Origin of the sequence: Sulfitobacter dubius (assembly GCF_900113435.1) — a bacterium.
Taxonomy (GTDB): Bacteria; Pseudomonadota; Alphaproteobacteria; order Rhodobacterales; family Rhodobacteraceae; genus Sulfitobacter; species Sulfitobacter dubius.
Genome location: NZ_FOPG01000002.1, coordinates 304,430 through 326,381 on the forward strand (window position 1 = coordinate 304,430; position 21,952 = coordinate 326,381).

Consider the following 21,952-nt stretch of genomic DNA (forward strand, 5'->3'; position numbering starts at 1 on the left):
ATTGCTGCATTTGTTGCCCTGATAGCTGAACAGACAGCGAAGGTCGACGGTATACCGCAGTATGCGGTGGGGTCGGCATGGGAAAATGCGGTGATTTAGCGGATTCCAGCCATCGGGCGGGCCAAGCGGCCAGAAAGCGTGGCGATTGCCTTAGCGAGACACGCTGCGCAGCTGTAGGATCTGCATCCCAATCGCCATGGCCGGGCCAATGCCCACCGCAAACAGCAACGTGCCAAGGCCCAAAGTGCCTCCTAACGCCCAGCCAATCGCGACCACGGTCAACTCAATACTCATGCGCACCAGCGCGATGGGTTTGCCCGTGACCCGCTGCAGTCCCGTCATCAGCCCATCACGCGGGCCGGGGCCGAGGTTTGCCACAAGATAAATCGCGCCGCCAAAGCCTGTTACGAAAACACCTGTCAAAGCCAACAGGGCATTCGCCAGATAGCTGTCAAACCGTGGCAGGATCGGCAGTGCATATTCCAGCACCAGCGCCACGATCACCGCGTTCAGAATGGTGCCGATGCCCGGCATCTGGCGCAGCGGAATCCAAAGCAGCAGCACCGTGGCGCTGATAAGGAATGTCGCGAGCCCAAGGCTCCAGCCCGTGATGTTGGTCACGCCTTCGGCAAAAACGGTCCAAGGGCTGACTCCAACGCCTGCATTTACCAAAAGCGCTTCGCCCGTGCCGAACATCACCAGCCCGAGGATCAGAAACACCATCGAGACGAAGGGCGGCTTGAGGGTGAAGGCCTTGGGCGAACTCCACCGCAGCGTGGGGACAGAGGTGACAGACAGGAAACTCACGGGCGCGACCTCTGGCGATGCAATCTAGATGCGCACTTGTTCCAGTTTACGCCAGACCCGGCAAGGTCAATCCGCCCACGAATTTAACGCCAGCGCGAGAAGCCGAAGGTCATATAATCTTTCTGATAAGCATCCGCCGCCAATGCTTCGATCTCATTGTCATAGATGTCGGCAAGCATGAAAGGGCCCGGCTCGACAGGCGCTGGTACGCCGGGGCTGGTCGCATGGCCTTGGGTCGTGGCCAGTGCGGCCAATTCAGCGGCCAAATCCTCTTCGCGGATGATACGATCCGGCAGGCAAAACTCGCCGAAACCCGCGATGGCTTGGGCCTGCGAGCACCACGCGGCATCCACACGGATTGAGGTTTGTCCGGCCAGATTGCCCTTGAGAAACTTCAGAAAGGCCACAAAAGCGGTGCGATGCGCGTCACGGTCATACCCCGCATCAGGGCCGTCTTTCGGCAGCGGCATCTTGTAACGGCGCATCAGCGTGTTGCGCAGCTGACGATAGCTGCCCTCCCCTGTGGTTAGGATATGGCGGCAAAAGGCATCATGTGCCCGCAAGGCCGGATGGCGCAGCACGGTAAAGCCGCGATGCCCCGGCGTTTTGCGTTTCCACTGGCGCAGCTCTTTTTGCGACAACTTATCCCGCAGCGCTTCGCGCGGCACACCATCCAGCGCGGCCAGCCAATTCAACACCTGATCCTCTGGCCCGGACTTGATCGGCAGATAGATCAACCCGCTGGTCGCCGCCGCCACGTAGGAGGGCACATTCGGCCCGCGCCGCGGCTCAAAGTTGGGGGTGCGTGTTAGGTCGAAACGGTCCAGCCGCGCCAGCGCCTCCAGCATCTCGTCATAGTTGCTGACCTTGGCCGAGATCGGGCTGGGGTTCTGTTTCTTGAGGTTCTTGTCCAGCGCCTCCAACTGCTCATCCACACCAAGGTACCGCGCAAGGCCGTTCATCACCTCAACGCTTTGCAGGTCTTCGTAAGCCACGTAAAACGCCGTCTGCCCCGAGGTCTGCAAACGGTTCAGCAGGGTGATCTGAAAGCGCTGCAAGGCATCCAAATGGGCGCTGAACTCATCGGCGTCAAAAACCGCCTGCGCCACCTTCTGCGCCTTCATATCGGTCAGCTTCCACTGCCCCGTCGCCTGCGCGATCTTCCAACTCACGTAGCTGTCGACCGGATTGCGGGTCAGCACGATTTTCGCGCAGCGCTGGTCTTTGATAATGGTATCAAAGACGCGCGGATCGTGATCGTGGAAATACCGAAAACCGCCCAAAGCATCCTGCTGACCCTGGATCGCCGCCAGTAGCTTTTTGGGGTTTTCGTCCCGCGTGGCCTGATCAATACCAAGGATAGGCTCGCTTTTGGGATAGCCCATGAAGAAAGGGTTAAAGGCCTCTCCATGACAGGCGATCCCCGCAAAGGCATTCAGGTTCGCTTCCAGAAAGTTAGACCCGGTCCGCATCTCAGCAAAGACCACGAAACTGTCGAATTTGTCGTTCATGGGGTTATTTCACCAGATAGGGTTTGGGGGTGGGTTTGGCATCGCCAGTCACCCCGCGGGAGACGGGGAAATCGCCGACCAAATAGGGGTGCATACCTTGGTTCTTGAGGTTCTGAAGGAACTGACCGAAACCGTTCAGATCAACCATGCGCGGCGCCTCTGACAGGCGGCGCAGACGGGGGCGGCCAATCTCGTCCAATATGCCCTGTAAAGGCTCCATCGGCGCTTCGATGAATTCAGACATCGTCCAGATCCGCACGCGCGCTTTGGCATGGGCTGAACGCAGCACATCCATATGCGTGCTTTCCGTTTTTTGCAGCTTTGCAGCAAGACGTCGAATATCAGCAAAATCAAGGTTCGAGCGAAACAGCGGTACAGCCCAAGCACCTGTGATGACCGAAATCTGTGCGTTAGGGTCTCTGGCCACGCGCCAATTGATGTCTTGGTTGTCCATTGGGCCGAACTGAAAACACTGGCGTTCGCCACGGGTGTTCCAGATCAGGTTGGTCAAAAACGCGCTGGCATTGTGATCCCGCAGCACCGGATTGTCCGACAAGGCTCCGTTCAACGCGGTCTGGCCTTCAGCAAAATGCACACGGTCAGGGGCAAAGAGATGCCCATGCACGCGGGCCCCGCTGGCACGGCTCAGCCAATGTTCGAAATCCTCGAAAATCTCGGTGAAACCCTGAAACACCGAATAGGGCGCGGCGGTGACGCCGTTTTCCCAATCCTCGTTGGGAAAACGGCTCTGCATATAAAGCCCGGCCCGGCCCCGGGTCCGCCGTTCGACGGCCTTAGCAAAGATGCGGTCGATCTTGCCGGGGTTCGGCTCGGTCTTTTTCATCGCACCGGCAGAGTCGGTCAGGAAGGCATCATAGAGCCTGTCCGCATGAGGCCAGATCTTGCGCGCCACAAAACAATCCGAGCGGCGCAAAAGCTGGAGGTGATCGTCGTAAAAGATATGCGGTTTGCCCTGAAAATCGAACTTCGACAGGGTTAGCGACCGGCTTTCGATCTTGCTGGAATAGAGCCGCGTTAGGGTCTGGAAATAGCTCTCATCCGGGATCCAGACGTGGCGAAAGAACTTGTCGTAGGTCGGCCTGTCGAGGTCTTGCAGGATCGCCGACAGGGTGCGCCGGGTCAGGCACCACCATTGCGAGCCCATATGTGGCACGATCCCGCGCGGCATCCGACGCTTTAACCCCAGCAGGCGCTGCACCTCGACCGCGCGGTCGAACAGATAGCGATTGCGCCGCCACGAGAAGGGGAACCGCAGGGTAAACCGCTCCGCATCCAGCCCCCCCACGGTCCATGGCACATCCGCCGTGGTGGCGCTTTCGATGAAATCGGTCTGGGGGCGATCCTCAAGATAGTCGATCAATTCCTGCACCGGGCGCAGCGGCAGGCAGGAACCCGAGGCCAGATAGACGTGCCGCACCTTGGGAAAGCGAGACAGCATCAATTCCGCCGCCCCCTGCGAGGCAGCAACGATCCCCCAAGTGCCCCATTCGCAGCGTTTGCGGGGGCTGAAATGCACATCCTTCAGGTCAGAGAGTGCCGCCACGAAAGCATCATGCGCCCGCCGGGGCACGGCCTTGTCGATATGGATCACCACGGGGCATCCCGCAGCGGCCCAATGGCGCGCGACCTGCTCGGCCCGGTCAAAAGCGTTGTGCACCAGCATGACGATCCCGACGCTCATGCCCAGTTCCCCTTGGACATAAGGCCGAGAATCTCAAGCTGCCGCCAATTGATGTACCGCTCTGACCACTTGCACCAAAGCTGCGGATCGTCCTTTAACTGCGCTGCATAGGCTTTGTATTCGACCGAAGCCGCGTAATGCTCGCTGCGCTGTAGCTCCTCTGCCGCCTTGGCACCGAAGGTGTCGAGGAACTTGGCATGAAGCAACACGCCGGAGGCTTTCTCTCCGCCCCATTCGTCATAGACCTGATTAAGCCCACGCGGCAGCAGCATATGGGTCGAACTGACATAGGCATAACGCCGGTCCCATTTGACCAGCGGCACCTTGTTAAGCGCCGGGGCCTTTGCGGGCGCGTCGGGAAAGAATACCCGCGCCCGTGGCCCGCCCTGAATCCAAAGGTTCCCGAACCGTCTATTGCGCGAAATGGTGTAGTTGCCGCTGTCGAACCACGACGCAATCTCAAACGGATTTTGGCCCGCTTGGTAAGGTTCCTCGTCAAGCCGCCCTTTGGGATACATATCCAGCAACATCGCGGAAAAGCTTTTGATCGACGACGCATCAAGCCAATCGGTCAGCGCCCGCAGGGGCCGCGTGTCGCAAAAGGGGTAGACCAGAAATTCATCGGGATCGACCGTCAGCGCCCAATGGCCATGGGCGTATTTCATTTGTAGCCAGTTCAGCCAGTCGACGCCGAAGCGCGCGCGCTTGTAGCTGGCCTTGGCGCTCCAGACCGAAACATCGGGTTGCTTGGCCAGATAGTCGAGGGCGCCATCGTCGCTGTCATTGTCCACGAAGAAGAAATGCCCGACACCCATCTCACGGTAGTATTTCAGGAAATAGGGCAGCCGGATCGCTTCGTTGCGCTGCGTGCAGAATAGCAAAATATCGTCAGCTTTGATCTGCGCCGTCCGGTTCGCCACAGAGGTCAACTCGCGCCGCTTGCGAAAGGCGCGGATGCGCCAGCGCTTGCGTTGCAGCCGCAACCGATATGACTGAATTAAGCCCAAACCGCCCCTTACCTTTTCGGACCTGACCGCTCTTTAGCTGCGCTATCACGTCGACTTTAACACGGTCTTGAAGTGTTCGGCCCATGTTGGCGCGATAAAAGTCGTCGCAGGGCGCGGGTCTGGCGGAGATGTGGCCCATTCTTCGATTATTCTGATCCATGAATAGGGCTCGGTTGTGGCGGCGTAAACGGCTTTGTCACCCAAGACCTCGTGCAAGACCGGTAAATCGTTGCATAAAACACGCGCTCCTAGGTGTAGTGCTTCGACGGGGGGCAGGCCAAAGCCTTCGGCATGGCTGGGAAAAAGCATTCCCGCCGCCCCCTGCACCAAGGCCGCCATTGCACTGTCGCCAAGGCCAGAAAGCTCTTGAACCGGGCCATCGGGCGGCAGTTGGTCGAGCCGATCAAAGACCGCCGCGTTATTCCACCCCCGGCTGCCGCAGATCAACAATGGTGGTGCGCCAAGGCCCATGGTCTGCCACAGATCAAGCAAGAACTCATGGTTCTTGCGTGGCTCTATCGTGCCAACGATTATGAAGTAGGGCCGTTTGGGCGGCAGGCCGATGGGCAATGCGCTTGCGTCTGGTGTTGGTGTTTCAAGCCCAAGATGGGCCACCACCGCGGGCGGCACCCGTCCCTGCATTTGCGCCTCACAGCGACGTTTCGTATCTTGAGAGTTGTAGATTACCAGATCGGCATGTGCGTACACTCGGTCAATTTTGGCCCGAAAAGGCGCGACCGTGCCGGGGCGCTGGTATGAAGGATATTCCAGCGGGATCACATCGTGTATCAGAACCGAAATCTGCCCGCGCGCCTCTTTCACGGCGACCAAAACCCGGTCTGTCAGATTGCTGTGCCCCACGTTTAGATAGGCAAAGCCCGGCGGCAAATAGCGCCCAAGCATACGTGACAACCCAGAAGGCAAGCACCGCGCCAGCGCCACGCGCCGCAAATCGCTTTCCGCCCGCATTAAAGCCACCTGTCGCCCCCGCGGCAGACGGGACAGCAAATCGGCCCGGCCCCAAGGCCGTCGGCCTTCTAGCCGATCATAGAAGACTTGCAACCCGGCACGATCAATCAAGACATAGCCCAAAGCCGTGCGTGCCACGCCAAATAGTGGCGCGTCTACTGTAAGAAGATGTGAGAGATAGGCCAGTTCGACCCGATCAACCCCCGTAGCCGTCCGCCCGACCCGGCGCAAAGAGCGCGTCAGGTCGAGCAGCCGAACTGCGGGTTCAATCATTGGTATGCCGATGTAAGAGCTTACTGCGCTGCCCGGTCAACTTGGGCAATGCTTTGTAGGTAAGCGGACAGATCATCCCGCAGTTCTTCGCGCGCAAGGCCAAAGGCCACTGTCGCCTGCAAAAAACCTGCCTTAGAACCGCAATCAAACCGCTGGCCCCGGAAACGGAAGCCGTAAACATCACGCTCCTGTTCGATTTCCTGTGCGATCGCATCGGTCAGTTGGATTTCTCCGCCGGAACCAGACTTAAGCTTGTTGAGGTTCTTTAGAACCGTCGGCGCAAGGATATAGCGCCCGATCACAGCAAGGTTTGAAGGCGCTTTATCTGCGGCGGGTTTTTCCACCATGCCTTTGACTTTGACCAGGTCGCCCTGCTCTTCGCTTGTATCTAAAATACCGTATGAGGACGCCCGCGCGGGTTCGACCTCCATCGCGGCGACCATGCTGCCGCCGGTTTCTTCATAGGCTTCGATCATCTGCTTCAAACAGGGCTTATCGGCGGCGATCACGTCATCCGGCAACATCACCGCAAAGGGTTCATTGCCGATCAAACGGCGCGCGCACCAGACGGCGTGACCAAGGCCAAGCGCCTTATGTTGGCGGATATAAGCAATCGCACCGCTGTCCATATTGGTGTCTTCTAGGGTCTTGAGAAGTTCGAGTTTACCCTTCTTGCGCAACTCTTGCTCAAGCTGCGGCGCGTGGTCAAAGTAATCCTCCAACGCCCCCTTGCCGCGCGAGGTTACAAAAATGAACTCTTTGATACCGGCAGCCCGCGCTTCGTCGATTGCATATTGAACCAGCGGCCGATCAACGAGAGTCATGATCTCTTTAGGCACCGACTTGGTGGCGGGCAGAAAGCGTGTTCCCATTCCTGCAACGGGAAAGATCGCTTTTGTTACCTTCTTGCGCATTCTAATCCTTACAATTTATTCGAAATATACAGAACGCCACGGTCAATTCTCACCTGCGCTTTTCTACCGGCAAGTATCATCGCTGAAACCGCGCTGTCTGGCAACTCGCCTGACTTCCTTTTTCAGCCGATCCTGCCGCCGAGTTAAGCGAAAAACCGCTTCATCCCGTGAAGATTTTCCATATATTCCACCAGTTTGCAGCCAGATAGCGTTGATCGGGTCAAAGGCAACGTGGTGATAAAGGGCTGTGGGTGACAGGCTGAATAGAGTGACGATTTCGCCAGATTCGGCGCGCTTTGCGGCTTTTGCTCGGTCCTTGGCCAGTTTTATAGGCCGCGTGAACATCGCCACGCTGCGACGCAGACAAGCAGGAAATGGGCGAAATGCGCTGTGGGCGTCGCGTGGTACGGCGCTGTTGCCGATCACGCGCTCCATTCCTTCGGCGTGGCCCTTATCTAGCCTATGCAGCAGCCGGGTGACATCGCGCGGTTCAAGCCCGCCGCTCACCAAATAGCGCAACAACCGGCGGCGTTCAGATGCGCGCAAATGCGCCCATTGGGCAGCGCGATCCTGCTCAGGCAGATGTTTGCGGTGAAACACAGCCCAGCTGGCGCCGATATCATACAGATCGCGCGGCACACGGTTGGCACTGCGCATCTGGTTAGCCGCAAACCCGTGGTGGACTTCGGCCAAAGGCACAATTGCCGTGGCATGCCCCGCCCGCGCGAGGCGCATGTTCAAATCGGTCTCATCCAAAAAATAGTGAAAGGCGGGGTCGAACCCACCGAGGTCGGCCAAGACATCACGCCGAAAGGCCATATTGGTGCCTTCGGTTTTGATCGCCCGGCTGGGCGAAGGAAGCATAACGCTAGGGGTTTCGGCGTCAACGTCCAAGTGTTCCGGCTCACCCAGCGCATTTAGCTGGCGCGCACGATACTGAAAGGAGATCCCGTTGCGCCCCCGAACAAAGCCGGTCATGGCGGCTACGTCGGGCTGCGCCGCTGGGGCCATCAAGTGGCGCAGCCATAGTGGCTCTGGCATGGCATCATCGTCGATAAAGGCGACGACCTCTCCCGCGGCCTGCGCGATCCCAAGGTTACGCGCGACAGAGATATTGGCTGTATCAAAGTTCACCAATTTCAATGCGTCGGTAAAGGGCAGATCACGCACCGCGGCGATCCCGGCAGGATCTGCCACAACGATAACTTCGAAAGGGGCATACTGAAGCTGCCCGACCCCCGTCAGACAGCGCCGCAATGCTTCAGGCCGATTCCGGCTGACAATCACGATGCTGACCCGCACACCGTTTCCCAGCGCGCCATTGACGGGGGTGGTTGTCATTCCAATCCCATTTTCGCCATCATGGCTTCGAGCTTCGGCACATCTTCGGGATTGTTCAACTCCCAGAACTCGCGCCCTTTCGCTTCAACCTCGGCACAAAGCACCGAACGGCCATTTTCAAGGAAACGAAGCTGTTCCAGCCCTTCCAACTGCTCCAAGGGACCGACAGGCCAGCTTGGGTATTGCGCCAAGGCTTGAGGCCGGTAGGCATAGACGCCGACATGGTGGAAAACCGGGGTCATCTCAGCCTCTGGATAGGGCTTTCCGGTATAGGGAACGACCTCTTTCGAGAAGTAGAGCGCCCGGTTGTCGGCACTGAAAACCGCCGTCGTGCCGCCGACCCGGCCTGCTTTGCGATCGCCCAGCAGACTGTTAAGCGTGGCACCATCGCAGCGCAGAACGGGGGTGGCGATTTCAGCCTCGGGCATGTCTTTCAGTCCCTGCACCAGCCCCTCGACAAACCAATGCGGCGTCAGCGGTGCATCGCCTTGCAGGTTCACCACTATATCATATCCACCACCCAGCGCGGCATGCGCCTCGGCGCAGCGCTCGGTGCCATTGGCGCAGGTTTCCGAGGTCATCACCACCTCAGCGCCAAAACCCTCGGCAGCTTCGCGGATGCGGTCGTCATCGGTGGCCACCACAACGCGGTCCACGCCAGACACGGCGCAGGCCGCCCGCCAGCTTCGCTCAACTAGTGACTGCTTTTTGCCCGACGCACCGGTAAGTGCGACGAGCGGTTTGCCGGGATAGCGGGTCGAGGCATAGCGGGCAGGAATGGCGACAAGGACAGACATCAGCCCGCCTTCAGATCAACGCCCGGCGCATGGGCGATAAAGAAGGGGTTGGCGAAATCTTCTTTGCCATAGGTCAGCGGCATGAGATCATCAAAACGCACCACGTCGCCCCCGGCACCGTTCAGAACCGCATGGCCAGCTGCAGTGTCCCATTCCATCGTGCGGCCAAGACGCGGGTAGAGGTCAGCCTCGCCCGTTGCCACCAAACAGAACTTCAGTGAAGAACCTGCCGAAGTCATATCACGCACACCGTATTTGCCGATGTAATCGTCGGTCGCCTGATCGCGGTGCGATTTAGAGGCGACAACCATCAGGGCAGAATTGTCTGGATCAGAGACGGAAATTGCCTTGGTCTCTCCCAACTGATCTTTGGCGAAATCGCCTGTTTCTTCGACAGACTGACCGTCGGCTTGGGTGAAGAACATCCGCGACTTGGCAGGCGCATAGACCACACCGCGTGTAGGAACGCCCCCTTCGACCAATGCAATATTCACTGTGAAATCCCCCCGGCGGTGAACAAATTCTTTTGTTCCATCCAGCGGGTCGACGATTAGAAACGTGTCGCCCTTGGCGGTATGGGTCACAGATTGCTCTTCCGTCACCAACATCATGTCGGGGAACGCACGGCGCAGTCCTTCCGAAATGATCGCATCAGCGGCTTCATCGGCGGCGGTGACGGGGCTGTCGTCAGACTTTGACTTCACCTCGAAATCATCCTGACCATAGATCTCCATGATCTTATCTCCGGCTTCCAATGCCAACCGCCGCATTTCTGCGACCAATTTCTCGTAATCCATTTTGCCTCCGGCCCTGCGGGCTGTCGTTGCTTCAATTAATCGTTTCCCTTATGCTGTGCAGCTAACGGAACAGCAAGAATTCCGTGCCACGTTAGGGCTTCGTCAAGGACGCGCGCATGTTCCAATCCAACAGAAAACGGAAATCCGGCATCGGGTCTGCCCTCTCTATGGCAGAGCTCATTTACCATTCTGTCGTGCGCAACGTCCGCAAACAGCACAACAATGCCCTCGTCGCCATTGTAATGAACATGCTGCAAACCGTACTGTTTGTGGTGGCCTTTTACGTGATGTTCTCGATCCTCGGGATGCGCGGATCGGCGGTGCGAGGCGATTTCCTTGTTTATCTGATGTCGGGAATCTTCCTTTACCTGACGCATGTAAAGGCACTGGGGGCCGTCGTCGGGTCTGAAGGGCCGGCCAGCCCGATGATGCAACACGCGCCGATGAATACGATTATTGCCATCGCATCGGCGGCGATGGGGGCACTTTATATTCAGGTGCTGTCGCTCTTTGTAATCTTGTTCATCTACCATGTGGCCTTCACGCCGATCACCATTGATCAGCCAATCCCCGCCTTTGGCATGTTGCTGACGGCATGGTTTACTGGCTGCGCGCTTGGGCTGGTGATGCTGGCGATTAAACCGTGGTTTCCCTCTTTTGTGACGATCTTTTCAACCGTCTATCAGCGGGCGAATATGATCGCCTCAGGCAAGATGTTTCTGGCCAACTCTCTGCCCGGCTACATGCTGGCGATGTTTGACTGGAACCCACTATTCCACAGCATTGATCAAGCGCGCGGATTCGCCTTCATCAACTACAACCCGCGTTACAGCAATTGGGAGTATCCGCTTTGGGTGGGGCTTGTCTTGCTGATGATCGGGTTGATGGGCGAATTCTATACCCGCCGCCATGCTTCGATCAGTTGGAACGCGCGGCGATGAGACTGCTGGCCGTCCTCCTTTGTCTCTGGGCGCTTCCTGCCACCGCAACACAGGACGCATGGCCCGCCTTGTATGACGTGAGCGGCGTGGCAGAGAATGATGCACTGAACATCCGACAAGCGCCTGATGCTGCCGCGCCGATTATCGGCAGCCTTGCGCCCGATGCGGAAGGGATCGAAGTGATCCGCCCCGATGACCACCACGGCTGGGGCTTGGTAAACAGCGGCGAAGGGCGCGGCTGGGTCTCCCTTCGCTACCTCACCCGGCAACCGGGGCAATGGGCTGGTGCGATGCCACCCGTGGCGCGCTGTGGGGGGACGGAGCCGTTCTGGTCCTTCGACGTGACCGGCGAAACGCTGAGCTATGATGCACTGGCGGACAGCCCGCGCGATTTTCGCATCACGCAGTCCGGGGCGGCGCAGGGACGGCGTGACAGCTTTCATTTGATTGGTGAGGAGCCGCAGGGCGCGGCGATCGCCACACTGTCGACCCGCGCCTGTAGTGACGGCATGTCAGACCGCGCCTATGGGCTTTCTGTCGACCTCCTCTTGCAAGGAAATGACGGCTGGCAACATCAAACGGGATGCTGTTCGCTCAGCCGCTGAAACGACGGACTTTTCAAAAAAGTCCGTCTCCGTTTTCTTTAAAAGAAAACGTCACTCCACCACCCGAAGCGTCAGATTGATCCGCCCCCCTTTGGGCAGCAGCGTCGACGTGCCGGGCTTGATCCGATCCACCCCGTGATAGGTCAACCGCGCATCACCGCCCATCACCACCACATCGCCCGACTGCAGCCAGATCGATTCCGTCTTGCCGCCGCGCGTCAGGTTGCCGATCCGAAACAATCCGTCATCTCCCAGAGAGACCGAGACCACGGGCCACTGAAAGTCGGCCTCATCCCGGTCCTGATGCAGCCCCATGCGCGCATCGGCATCGTAGTAGTTTATCAAGCAGCATTCGGGACGGCGTTCCAACCCCGTCAACTTGTCCCAGATCGCCAGAATCGGTGCGGGGATCTCGGGCCATGGCTGGCCATCGGGATGTTCGGTGACGTAACGATAGCCGCGCCGGTCCGAGAACCAGCCATAGCGCCCCGCCGCGCTCATCCGGACCGACATGCGCCCACCGCGCGGGACTTCGGGGCGAAAAAACGGCGCCTGCCGCACCACGCCCCGTACCGCGTCCAGCACCTCCTGCTGAGCGACCCTGCCCAGAAATTCCTTGTGAATATCGAAGCCCCGCAGGCGCAAAGCAGTCATTTTTCGTTCTTCCTCACTCGTTTGGCAAAAACATCACGGAATCGCGACCATCCTGACCAGCCAATGGTTGCAGGGTGCAAATACCCTCCCTATATACGCTCCGAACCGTCGAAGGCACGTGGTCTTCGATGTCAACAGATCGGGGCAGGATGCCAAAACGGGTCCGCGTCTCGTGTCATCGCCTTAGATTCAAAGAGGGATCGAAACATGTCCAAAGTAATCGGTATTGACCTTGGCACCACCAACAGCTGTATCGCCATCATGGATGGCAGCCAGCCGCGTGTGATCGAAAACGCTGAAGGCGCGCGCACAACGCCGTCGATCGTTGCTTTCACCGACGATGAGCGCCTTGTCGGCCAGCCAGCGAAACGCCAAGCAGTCACCAACCCGGAAAACACAGTCTTCGGCGTTAAGCGCCTGATTGGCCGCCGCAACGACGATGCGGATCTGGCCAAAGACAAAAAGAACATGCCGTTCAACGTCATTGATGGCGGCAACGGCGACGCATGGGTTCAGGCCCGTGGTGAAAAGTACTCCCCTAGCCAAATCTCGGCCTTCATCCTTGGTAAGATGAAAGAAACCGCAGAAAGCTATCTGGGTGAGGAAGTCACGCAGGCGGTTATCACCGTGCCCGCATACTTTAACGACGCCCAGCGTCAGGCGACCAAAGACGCCGGCAAGATTGCCGGTCTCGAAGTGCTGCGGATCATCAACGAGCCGACAGCCGCCGCGCTGGCCTATGGCCTCGACAAAGAGAACACGCAAACCATCGCGGTCTATGACCTTGGCGGCGGTACATTCGACGTGACCATCCTTGAGATCGACGACGGCCTCTTCGAAGTGAAATCCACCAACGGCGACACCTTCCTCGGCGGTGAAGACTTTGACATGCGCATCGTGAACTACCTTGCGGATGAGTTCAAAAAGGCCAACGGCGTTGACCTGACGCAAGACAAGATGGCGCTGCAGCGTCTGAAAGAAGCGGCCGAGAAAGCGAAGATCGAGCTTTCCTCCTCCAGCCAGACCGAGATCAACCAACCCTTCATCTCAATGGGCAAAGACGGCTCGCCGCTGCACATGGTGATGAAGCTGACCCGTGCCAAGCTGGAAAGCCTTGTGGGTGACCTGATCAAGGCGTCGATGAAGCCCTGCGCCGCAGCGCTGAAGGATGCCGGTCTCTCGGCCTCCGACATTGACGAAGTCGTCCTGGTCGGTGGTATGACCCGTATGCCGAAAGTCGCAGAGGAAGTGACCAAATTCTTCGGTAAAGAGCCGCACAAGGGTGTGAACCCTGACGAAGTTGTGGCCCTTGGTGCCGCCATTCAGGCCGGTGTTCTGCAAGGCGACGTCAAAGACGTGGTTCTGCTCGACGTGACCCCACTGTCCTTGGGCATTGAGACCCTTGGTGGTGTCTTCACCCGTTTGATCGACCGTAACACCACGATCCCGACGAAAAAGTCTCAGGTCTTCTCGACCGCCGAAGACAACCAGAACGCTGTGACGATCCGGGTTTTCCAAGGTGAGCGTGAGATGGCTGCCGACAACAAGATGCTCGGTGCCTTCAACCTTGAGAACATCCCGCCTGCCCCACGCGGTATGCCGCAGATCGAAGTGACCTTTGACATCGACGCCAATGGCATCGTGTCCGTGGGCGCGCTCGACAAAGGCACCGGCAAAGAGCAGAAAATCACGATCCAAGCGTCGGGCGGTCTGTCGGATGCGGATATCGACAAGATGGTGAAAGACGCGGAAGAGAACGCCGAGGCGGACAAATCCCGTCGCGAGCTGATCGAAGCGAAAAACCAAGCGGAATCGCTGATCCACTCGACCGAAAAGTCGCTGGAAGAGCATTCCGACAAGGTCGATCCGACCACCGTCGAAGCGATCGAACTGGCCATTGCCGCGCTGAAAGACGAACTGGAAACCGACAATGCCGACAAGATCAAATCCGGCATCCAGAACGTCACCGAAGCAGCAATGAAACTGGGCGAAGCCATCTATAAGAACGCTCAGGAGGAAGGCAACGACGATACGGCGCAGCCTTCGGATGCTCAGCAATCGCAGGGTGGCGACGACGACATCCTCGACGCCGAGTTCGAAGATCTGGACGACGACAAGCGCGCGTAAGCGTGAAACGGAACCTGTGAAAGGGCCGGTCCGTCAGACGGGCCGGCCCATCACGTTCCAGCGTAGGAGCATGATAACCCATGGCAAAACGTGACTACTACGAGGTGCTTGGCGTTGCCAAAGGGGCCTCTGCCGACGAGATCAAGAAGGCCTACCGCAGCAAGGTCAAAGACCTTCACCCCGACCGCAACAAAGACAATCCAAACGCCGAAGCCCAGTTCAAAGAAGTGGGCGAAGCTTATGACGTGCTGAAAAGCGACGACAAGAAAGCGGCCTATGATCGCTACGGCCACGCCGCCTTTGAAGGTGGCATGGGCGGCGGGCGTCCCGGCGGCGGCATGGGCGGCGGTCAGGGCGATTTCTCTTCGGCCTTTTCCGACGTCTTTGACGATCTTTTCGGTGACTTCATGGGCCAACGTGGGGGCGGCGGCGGACGCCGTGCCGCACGCGGTGCCGACTTGCGCTATAACCTGCGCATCTCGCTCGAAGATGCCTTCTCGGGCATGCAAAAGTCGATCACAGTTCCGGCCTCTGTCCAGTGTGATTCATGTGACGGCAGCGGTGCCGAGGGCGGCGCAGAGCCGACAACTTGCCCCACCTGTTCGGGCATGGGTAAAGTTCGTGCGCAGCAGGGTTTCTTCACTGTTGAACGCACCTGCCCCACCTGCTCTGGCATGGGTCAGATCGTCAAGAACCCTTGCAAGAAATGCCGCGGCGCGGGCCGTGTTGAGAAAGAGCGCACGCTCTCGGTCAACATCCCCGCAGGCGTCGAAACCGGCACCCGCATCCGGCTTGCCGGTGAAGGCGAAGCGGGCATGCGCGGCGGACCGTCGGGGGACCTCTATATCTTTATCGAGGTGGCCGATCATGAACTCTTTGAGCGTGACGGGCCGAACCTCTTCTGCCGCGTTCCCGTATCGATGAGCACAGCCGCCTTGGGTGGTAATATCGAAGTGCCCACCATCGACGGAGGCCGTGGCCGCGTGCAGATTCCCGCAGGTAGCCAATCGGGCCGTCAGATGCGTCTGCGCGGCAAGGGCATGCCGCCGCTACGTGGCGGTGGTGTGGGTGACATGATTATCGAACTGGCGGTGGAAACCCCGGTGAACCTGACCGGCCGTCAGAAAGAACTGCTGCGGGAGTTTGAGGGCGAAGCCCATAACAACAACCCGGAAAGCAGCAATTTCTTCTCGTCCGTCAAATCCTTTTGGGATTCGATGAAAGGCTGATATCTGAGGGAGCCGCGACAGATGCGGCTCCCTTTTTCGCCACGGCTAAACATGGTGAAAGAACTTTTAATTACCCGTTAATCAATTACTAACCACTTTGGCGCGAAACTCTGGGCATGACCCGCGCCCCGAGAACCTTGGCTGACCAGCCCCTGCCCTATCTGCTGGACGAGACGCGAAATGCGCCGTCTAACACAGGCAAACAACCCTCCTATATCGCAGATCACCGGCAACGCCTGCGCTGCCGCTTTATCGAAGGGGGCGCGGCGGCGATGCCGGATTATGAGATGCTGGAACTTGTTCTTTTCCGAGCCATTCCCCGCCGCGATGTGAAACCACTCGCCCGCGAATTGCTGGACCATTTTGGCGACTTCAACCGCGTCATCACAGCACCCGCACCGCGCCTGCGTGATATCAAAGGCATCGGCGAAGCGGTGATTGTCGAACTAAAGATTATTGAGGCTGCAGCCCAGCGATTGGCCCGTGCGAAGGTGCTGCAGCGGCATATCGTGTCCTCTTGGGATGCTTTGCTGGACTACTGTCACACCACCATGGCCCATCTGGAGATGGAGCAGTTTCGCGTCCTCTATCTGGACCGCAAGAACGTCCTTATCGCGGATGAAGCACAGGCCAAGGGGACCGTTGATCATGTGCCGGTCTACCCGCGCGAAGTTGCCAAACGGGCGTTAGAACTGAATGCCAGCGCAATCATTCTCGTGCACAACCACCCGTCGGGCGATCCCAGCCCTTCAAGATCGGACATCGACATGACGCGGCAAGTCGCCGCCGCCTGTGACGCTTTGGGGTTAACCCTGCATGATCACCTAATCATCGGCAAATCGCGCGAGCTAAGTTTCCGGAGCGAGGGGCACCTTTAGGCACGCGCCCCTTAGCGCACCCAAACCTCAACCCGACGGTTGGCCTGACGGCCCCATTCGCTGTCATCGCAGGCAATCGGCATTGCTTCGCCAAAGGCATCCACCCACAGATCAATACGCGACAGATTGGCGGTCACCGCAGCAGCGCTGACCGCACGTTGCACCGCCTCGGCGCGGCGCAGCGCGATTTCACGATTGGCCCTTGCGGCCCCCTCTCCATCGCTGAACCCCACGAACATTAACCGCCGCGCGTCATACTGGCCCTGCTCCAACGCGCGGGCCAATTGCTGGACGTTGGACCGCGACTGCGCATCAAGCCGGATCGACCCGGCCTCGAACCGGAAGGAGGTGGTGAGCCGCGCCATCGGCACAAGCGTCGCCGTCATGCGCTGCAACTCTTCCAGCGGGGTTTCGACACCGGCGGTGATGATCGCATTTGCAAAACGATTGCCCTGTTCCTCTACCGGGATTTCTTCGGGTGTTTGATCCACGAACCCGGCCCTACGGATCACGATCTGTGCCGATGGGCCGCGGGTAAAGGCGAGAAATTCGCGTGTAATTAGCGGCAGCCGGCGCGCCGGGAAATAGAGAAACATCGGCGCGGTCAGCGGGTAATCTTCGGTCTTGATCGTGCGGCGTGCGGCATCCAGCGCAAAACCGCAGTTGCCGCCAAGGGTCAGCACTTCGGTCCCCCCCTGTTCGGCATAGCTGGTGATGCCAAGCGCAAAGACATCCCGCGCGACCGCTTCTGCCAGCGCGTCGGGCATGGCATGGCGGGTGACATCGGCGCTCAGTTCCAGCCCGGCGGGTGTGAGCACCTGATCCACGATCGCTTGGCTCAGCCCGCTGTCGACAGTCGGCAGGTGCAATTCAATGGGCGCGTCTGGACCACCTAAGCGCTGCCAGTTCTTGATCTCTCCGGCAAACACCCGCGCCAATGTCAGCGGAGAAATCTGTTTCACCGGATTTGACGCCGCCACCACAGGAACCACAGCATCCAGTGCTAGGACCCGACTGCGGTTGGTCCCGGTCAGATCACCCAGCCCCGCATCGCGGGCGTTGGTCCGCTCGTCGCGGCGCACTTCACGCAGGGCCATCACCACATCTGCTTCATCCGCCAATAGATCGGCAAAGCCTTCGTTGGTATTGGTCGCGCGAAAATCAAACCGGGCGGCAAGTTTGCCGTCATCCTTACGCGACAGCAGCAGCGCAAAACGCCCCGCTTCGCCGTCTTCGCGGTCGACGGTATAGCCCTGCCGCGCAGCGAAGGCATCGATCAGCGCGGGCATCAAGACTGCTCCCATGGTGGCGGAGCCCGAGAAGCGCACCTCGGCCACGAAATCCTCTAGGTTGGGGCAACCCGGCCCGGCGCAGGACACGCCGCTGCTGTCGACAGTTAACTCGCCATAGTCGGTTTCGACCCGGTAGAATTCCCCGTCAAACCCTAGCAGGGTACCGCTGAGTTCGACGCTGCCATCGCGTGAGGATAGCGCGACATCCTGCGCCGCGCCCGTAACCGCCGTAAAAAGCAAAAGTGCGGCGCTGATCGCCGCACGTTTCAACCCGTTCATCTAGACCTACCCGGTTGCGTCAGTTCTGCGCGACTTTCAGGTCTTGGAGCAAATTATTCAACACCAGAAAGTTGCCAACCGCATCACAGTCCGGCACCGCGAGGGTCAGGTTCTGGGTTTTCACCTGATCGGTGCCACGCAATTCCAGCGCCTGTGCTTCGATCTCAAGCCCACAGTTGGACTTGCTGACCTCGGCCTCCACACTCAGCGCGACATCGCCTTCTTGCGCCGCTGCGGCGACTGGAAAGCTATAGATTTCGGCCATCAACGGCTCAGCCACATCGGTATCGCCATTGCGGATCATGAAGCCACCTTCGCCCAGCACGGCGGTTGCCATATCGCGGGGCGCACCCGACCAAACATGGCCTGCATCGCCGTAATCCGCGCCAAATTCGCGGGCATGCAGTTCAAAGCCAGCGGCGCCTTTCCATTGCAACACCACGCGGTTGAAGTCAGACAGTTCCGGCACAGTGGTTTGCGCCACAGCGCCATCGCCGTTGCCGAAGGCCAAGATAAAAACCGCCTCTTCGGCCAAGGCGGGCACGGTGACATTCAACCGCCCCTTGTCATCCGTTACTTCGGTGAAGATCATCCCGTTGTGATGCACGGTCAGCCGCTCATTGGGCAGGCACGCGGCATCCAGCGCCAACTTTACCATCGCCGCTGCAACGGCCTGAGCATTTGCGGTAATGTCACATGCAGCGGTGATCGCGACGCCATGGCTTTCGGGGGCGGGCGGCAGACCTTGCGGGGCGGCGGCCTTGGTCACCTGCGCGTCAGGCAGCGGAAGAGCGATTTCACTGTCAAGGGTGGCAGAAGTTAGGGTGATGCCCTCAACTTCTAGCAACGCGCCATTGCTCGCCACAGGGCGCTGCTTTTCGGCCGCACCATAGCGCTGTTCGGCAGTGTCAGAGCTTTGCATGACAAAGCCGATGCCTACGGCGCAGGCCAGAGTACCGACAGTGGTCAGAATTTCTTTGGTGCGGCGCATGACAAGTCTCCTTGAACGGATTCGTTGGAGACTTTATGGGCTAGGATCAGGGCCGGGGTATGGCCCTGAAAAGCCAAGTTATGGGCGAAAAGGTGGCGGACCTATTTGATTTCGCCGTGGCAATGTTTGAACTTTTTGCCCGAGCCACAGGGGCAGAGATCGTTCCGGCCTGGGTTGCCCCATGTGGACGGATCATTCTCATCAAAGCCCGGTGCGGCAGCCTCTGCCTGCTCAGATGCCTCATCGGCAGCCTCGGTCGCGGCGGCTTGCATCGCGGCCTGACGGTCAGCCATTTCCTGCATCATCTCGCGGCGCTGCTCTTCGCTCATCGGTTGGATTTGGCCCAGCTTCTGGGTCACGTCCTGCCGCAGACTGTCGAGCATCGTCTCAAACAGTTGGAATGCTTCGTTCTTGTACTCGTTCAGCGGATCGCGCTGCGCGTAGCTGCGAAAGCCCACGACCGAGCGCAGATGCTCCAGCGTCAGCAGGTGGTCGCGCCATTTGGTGTCGATGGCCTGCAACAGCAACTGTTTCTCGATGTTGCGCATGTTCTCTTCGCCAAAGGCCTCGGCCTTTTTGGCCATCAGCTCATCGGTGGCTTTCATCAGACGCTCGCGGATCACTTCGTCATCCACGCCATCTTCTTCACACCATGCGATGATCGGCACGTCGACGTTCAGCTGTTCGATCACCGCGGCATAGAAACCTTGGGTGTCCCACTGATCGGCGTAGGTCTTGGGCGGCATATAGGTGTCGATCAAATCGTCGATCACCTGCTCGCGCATGTCTGTGACGATCTCATTAAGGTTCTCCGCCTCCATGATCTCGCGGCGCTGGCCAAAGATGACTTTGCGCTGCTCGTTCATCACATCGTCGAACTTCAACAACTGCTTACGGATGTCAAAGTTGCGACCTTCGACCTTCGCCTGCGCGCGCTCAAGCGACTTGTTTACCCAAGGGTGCACAATCGCTTCGCCTTCTTTGAGGCCGAGCGTGGTCAGCACTTTCTCGAGCCGTTCCGAGCCGAAGATGCGCATCAGATCATCTTCAAGCGACAGGAAGAAAGAGGTGCGGCCCGGATCGCCCTGACGGCCCGAACGGCCGCGTAGCTGGTTGTCGATGCGGCGGCTCTCGTGACGCTCAGACGCCAGAACGTAGAGACCACCGGCCTCTAGCACCTTCTGTTTTTCCTCGGCGTGCTGCGCCTCGATCTGGGCACGGATGTTCGCCGGGTCAGCTTCGGGGTCAGCGTCCAGTGCATCCAACACTTTCAACTCAACGTTGCCGCCCAGCTGGATGTCGGTGCCGCGACCCGCCATGTTGGTGGCGATGGTCACGGCACCCAGCTTACCAGCATCGGCGATGATCTGTGCTTCTTGCTCGTGCTGGCGGGCGTTAAGCACATTATGCGCGATCCCATCGGCCGTCAGCATAGCGCTCAGCTGTTCGGACTTTTCGATCGAGGTGGTGCCGACAAGGCAGGGCTGACCCTTGGCGTGGGCCTCCTTCACCTTTTCAATCATCGCCTCGTATTTCTCGCGCGCGGTGCGGTAAACGGCGTCGTCTTCGTCGACACGGGCAATCGGCACGTTGGTCGGCACTTCGACAACGCCAAGACCGTAGATCTCGGCGAATTCCTCGGCTTCGGTCAGGGCCGTGCCGGTCATGCCGCCCAGCTTGTCGTAAAGACGGAAGTAGTTCTGGAAAGTAACGCTTGCGAGGGTCACGTTCTCGGGCTGGATGTCGACGCCCTCTTTGGCTTCAATCGCTTGGTGCAGGCCATCCGACAGGCGGCGGCCCGGCATCATGCGACCGGTGAATTCGTCGATCAACGTCACAGCGCCATCGCGGACGATGTAGTCTTTGTCGCGCTGGAACAGTTTATGCGCACGCAGACCTTGGTTGACGTGGTGCACGATGGTCGTGCTTTCGGGATCATAAAGGGTCATCCCCTCTTCGATCAGATCACGGGCGCGCAACTGCTCTTCGAGGAACTCATTGCCCTCATCGGTGAAGGTCACGTTGCGGGTTTTCTCGTCGAGCTCGTAATGCTCTTCGGTCAACGAGGGGATCAGCGTGTCGATGATCTGATACATCTCAGAACGATCCTGCGAGGGGCCGGAGATGATCAGCGGCGTCCGCGCTTCGTCGATCAGAATGCTGTCGACTTCGTCCACGATGGCAAAGTTATGCCCGTGTTGCAGCATGTCCGACAGGTTCGATTTCATGTTGTCGCGCAGGTAGTCGAAACCCAACTCGTTGTTGGTGGCATAGGTGATGTCGCAGGCATAGGCCGCGCGCTTCTGGTCTTCGGGCATGCCGGAATAAGCGACCCCGGTGGTCAGTCCCAAGGCGCCAAATACTTTGCTCATCCATTCGGCGTCACGTTTGGCAAGGTATTCGTTCACCGTTACCACATGCACACCTTTATGCGTGAGCCCGTTGAGGTAGGCTGCGAAAGTCGCAGTCAGGGTCTTGCCTTCACCTGTCTTTTGTTCGGCGATATTGCCCTGATGCAGGAAAATCCCGCCCAAAAGCTGCGTGTCGAAAGCCCGCAAGCCAAGGGTGCGGCGGGCCGCTTCCCGGCAGTTGGCAAAAGCCTCAGGCAGCAGATCGTCAAGGCTTTCACCCGCATTTGCGCGTTTGGCTAGTTCTTCCGTGCGCGCCTTGATCTCTTCGTCGCTCAGCTTTTCAAACTCAGGCTCCAGCGCATTGATCCGTGCCACAAGCGGACGGGTCGCCTTGATCTTCCGGTCGTTTGGCGTGCCAAAGACCTTTTTGGCGATTGTTCCGATACCCAGCATGTAATCTCCCGCCGAAGTTATGGTGTCTTGCGCC

General features: G+C 58.8%; 18 protein-coding genes. 5 read left to right on the forward strand and 13 right to left on the reverse strand.

The window, feature by feature from the left end; translation table 11 throughout:
• Positions 1-150: 150 nt before the first annotated feature.
• The 9 genes from yczE to cysQ form a co-directional block, all read right to left on the reverse strand.
• On the reverse strand, positions 151-807 hold the full coding sequence (gene yczE / locus BM229_RS10195; protein ID WP_093927539.1) for a membrane protein YczE: 657 nt from the start codon (positions 805-807) through the stop codon (positions 151-153).
• Positions 808-890: 83 nt separating this feature from the next.
• Entirely contained in the window at positions 891-2,318 is a 1,428-nt protein-coding gene (locus BM229_RS10200) for a sulfotransferase domain-containing protein (protein ID WP_093927540.1), read from the reverse strand.
• A 4-nt stretch (positions 2,319-2,322) separates the two neighbouring features.
• On the reverse strand, positions 2,323-4,020 hold the full coding sequence (locus BM229_RS10205; protein ID WP_093927541.1) for a DUF5927 domain-containing protein: 1,698 nt from the start codon (positions 4,018-4,020) through the stop codon (positions 2,323-2,325).
• Positions 4,017-5,003, reverse strand: coding sequence for a glycosyltransferase family 2 protein (locus BM229_RS10210; RefSeq protein ID WP_208604060.1), 987 nt, complete (start codon positions 5,001-5,003; stop codon positions 4,017-4,019). Before BM229_RS10210 ends, BM229_RS10205 begins: the two co-directional genes overlap by 4 nt.
• A 69-nt stretch (positions 5,004-5,072) precedes the next feature.
• Positions 5,073-6,269, reverse strand: a complete 1,197-nt coding sequence (locus BM229_RS10215; RefSeq protein ID WP_093927543.1) for a glycosyltransferase family 4 protein — start codon at positions 6,267-6,269, stop codon at positions 5,073-5,075.
• 20 nt (positions 6,270-6,289) lie between these two features.
• Positions 6,290-7,183, reverse strand: a complete 894-nt coding sequence (gene galU, locus BM229_RS10220; RefSeq protein WP_093927544.1) for a UTP--glucose-1-phosphate uridylyltransferase GalU — start codon at positions 7,181-7,183, stop codon at positions 6,290-6,292.
• 63 nt (positions 7,184-7,246) lie between these two features.
• The gene (locus BM229_RS10225) at positions 7,247-8,524 is read right to left on the reverse strand and encodes a glycosyltransferase family 2 protein (RefSeq protein WP_093927545.1); all 1,278 of its coding nucleotides are present in this window, start codon (positions 8,522-8,524) and stop codon (positions 7,247-7,249) included.
• Positions 8,521-9,321, reverse strand: a complete 801-nt coding sequence (locus BM229_RS10230) for a 3-deoxy-manno-octulosonate cytidylyltransferase (RefSeq protein ID WP_093927546.1) — start codon at positions 9,319-9,321, stop codon at positions 8,521-8,523. Before BM229_RS10230 ends, BM229_RS10225 begins: the two co-directional genes overlap by 4 nt.
• Entirely contained in the window at positions 9,321-10,118 is a 798-nt protein-coding gene (cysQ, locus tag BM229_RS10235) for a 3'(2'),5'-bisphosphate nucleotidase CysQ (RefSeq protein WP_093927547.1), read from the reverse strand. Before cysQ ends, BM229_RS10230 begins: the two co-directional genes overlap by 1 nt.
• Positions 10,119-10,234: 116 nt before the next feature.
• On the opposite strand from cysQ, the gene BM229_RS10240 reads away from it, so the two are divergent.
• Positions 10,235-11,059: an ABC transporter permease gene (locus BM229_RS10240; RefSeq protein ID WP_093927548.1), complete on the forward strand. Its 825-nt coding sequence runs from the start codon at positions 10,235-10,237 to the stop codon at positions 11,057-11,059.
• Positions 11,056-11,664: a COG3650 family protein gene (locus tag BM229_RS10245; RefSeq protein WP_139226276.1), complete on the forward strand. Its 609-nt coding sequence runs from the start codon at positions 11,056-11,058 to the stop codon at positions 11,662-11,664. Before BM229_RS10240 ends, BM229_RS10245 begins: the two co-directional genes overlap by 4 nt.
• Positions 11,665-11,715: 51 nt before the next feature.
• On the opposite strand, the gene BM229_RS10250 is transcribed toward BM229_RS10245, so the two are convergent.
• On the reverse strand, positions 11,716-12,318 hold the full coding sequence (locus BM229_RS10250; RefSeq protein WP_093927550.1) for an alpha-ketoglutarate-dependent dioxygenase AlkB family protein: 603 nt from the start codon (positions 12,316-12,318) through the stop codon (positions 11,716-11,718).
• A gap of 207 nt (positions 12,319-12,525) precedes the next feature.
• Between BM229_RS10250 and dnaK the strand changes: the two genes are divergently transcribed.
• The 3 genes from dnaK (at position 12,526) to radC (ending at position 16,552) form a co-directional block, all read left to right on the forward strand.
• Positions 12,526-14,445: a molecular chaperone DnaK gene (dnaK, locus tag BM229_RS10255; protein WP_093927551.1), complete on the forward strand. Its 1,920-nt coding sequence runs from the start codon at positions 12,526-12,528 to the stop codon at positions 14,443-14,445.
• An 80-nt stretch (positions 14,446-14,525) separates the two neighbouring features.
• A complete protein-coding gene (dnaJ, locus tag BM229_RS10260; RefSeq protein WP_093927552.1) occupies positions 14,526-15,674 on the forward strand; it encodes a molecular chaperone DnaJ in 1,149 nt (382 codons plus the stop codon).
• Between the two features lie 116 nt (positions 15,675-15,790).
• Entirely contained in the window at positions 15,791-16,552 is a 762-nt protein-coding gene (gene radC / locus BM229_RS10265; RefSeq protein ID WP_093927553.1) for a RadC family protein, read from the forward strand.
• An 11-nt stretch (positions 16,553-16,563) separates the two neighbouring features.
• Here radC and BM229_RS10270 read toward each other — a convergent pair whose 3' ends face one another.
• The 3 genes from BM229_RS10270 to secA all read right to left on the reverse strand — a co-directional run bounded on the left by BM229_RS10270 (position 16,564) and on the right by secA (position 21,918).
• A complete protein-coding gene (locus BM229_RS10270) occupies positions 16,564-18,123 on the reverse strand; it encodes a phosphate ABC transporter substrate-binding/OmpA family protein (protein ID WP_093927554.1) in 1,560 nt (519 codons plus the stop codon).
• Positions 18,124-18,142: 19 nt separating this feature from the next.
• Positions 18,143-19,114, reverse strand: a complete 972-nt coding sequence (locus tag BM229_RS10275; protein ID WP_093927555.1) for a hypothetical protein — start codon at positions 19,112-19,114, stop codon at positions 18,143-18,145.
• 101 nt (positions 19,115-19,215) lie between these two features.
• Positions 19,216-21,918, reverse strand: coding sequence for a preprotein translocase subunit SecA (gene secA / locus BM229_RS10280; RefSeq protein ID WP_093927556.1), 2,703 nt, complete (start codon positions 21,916-21,918; stop codon positions 19,216-19,218).
• Positions 21,919-21,952: the final 34 nt, after the last annotated feature.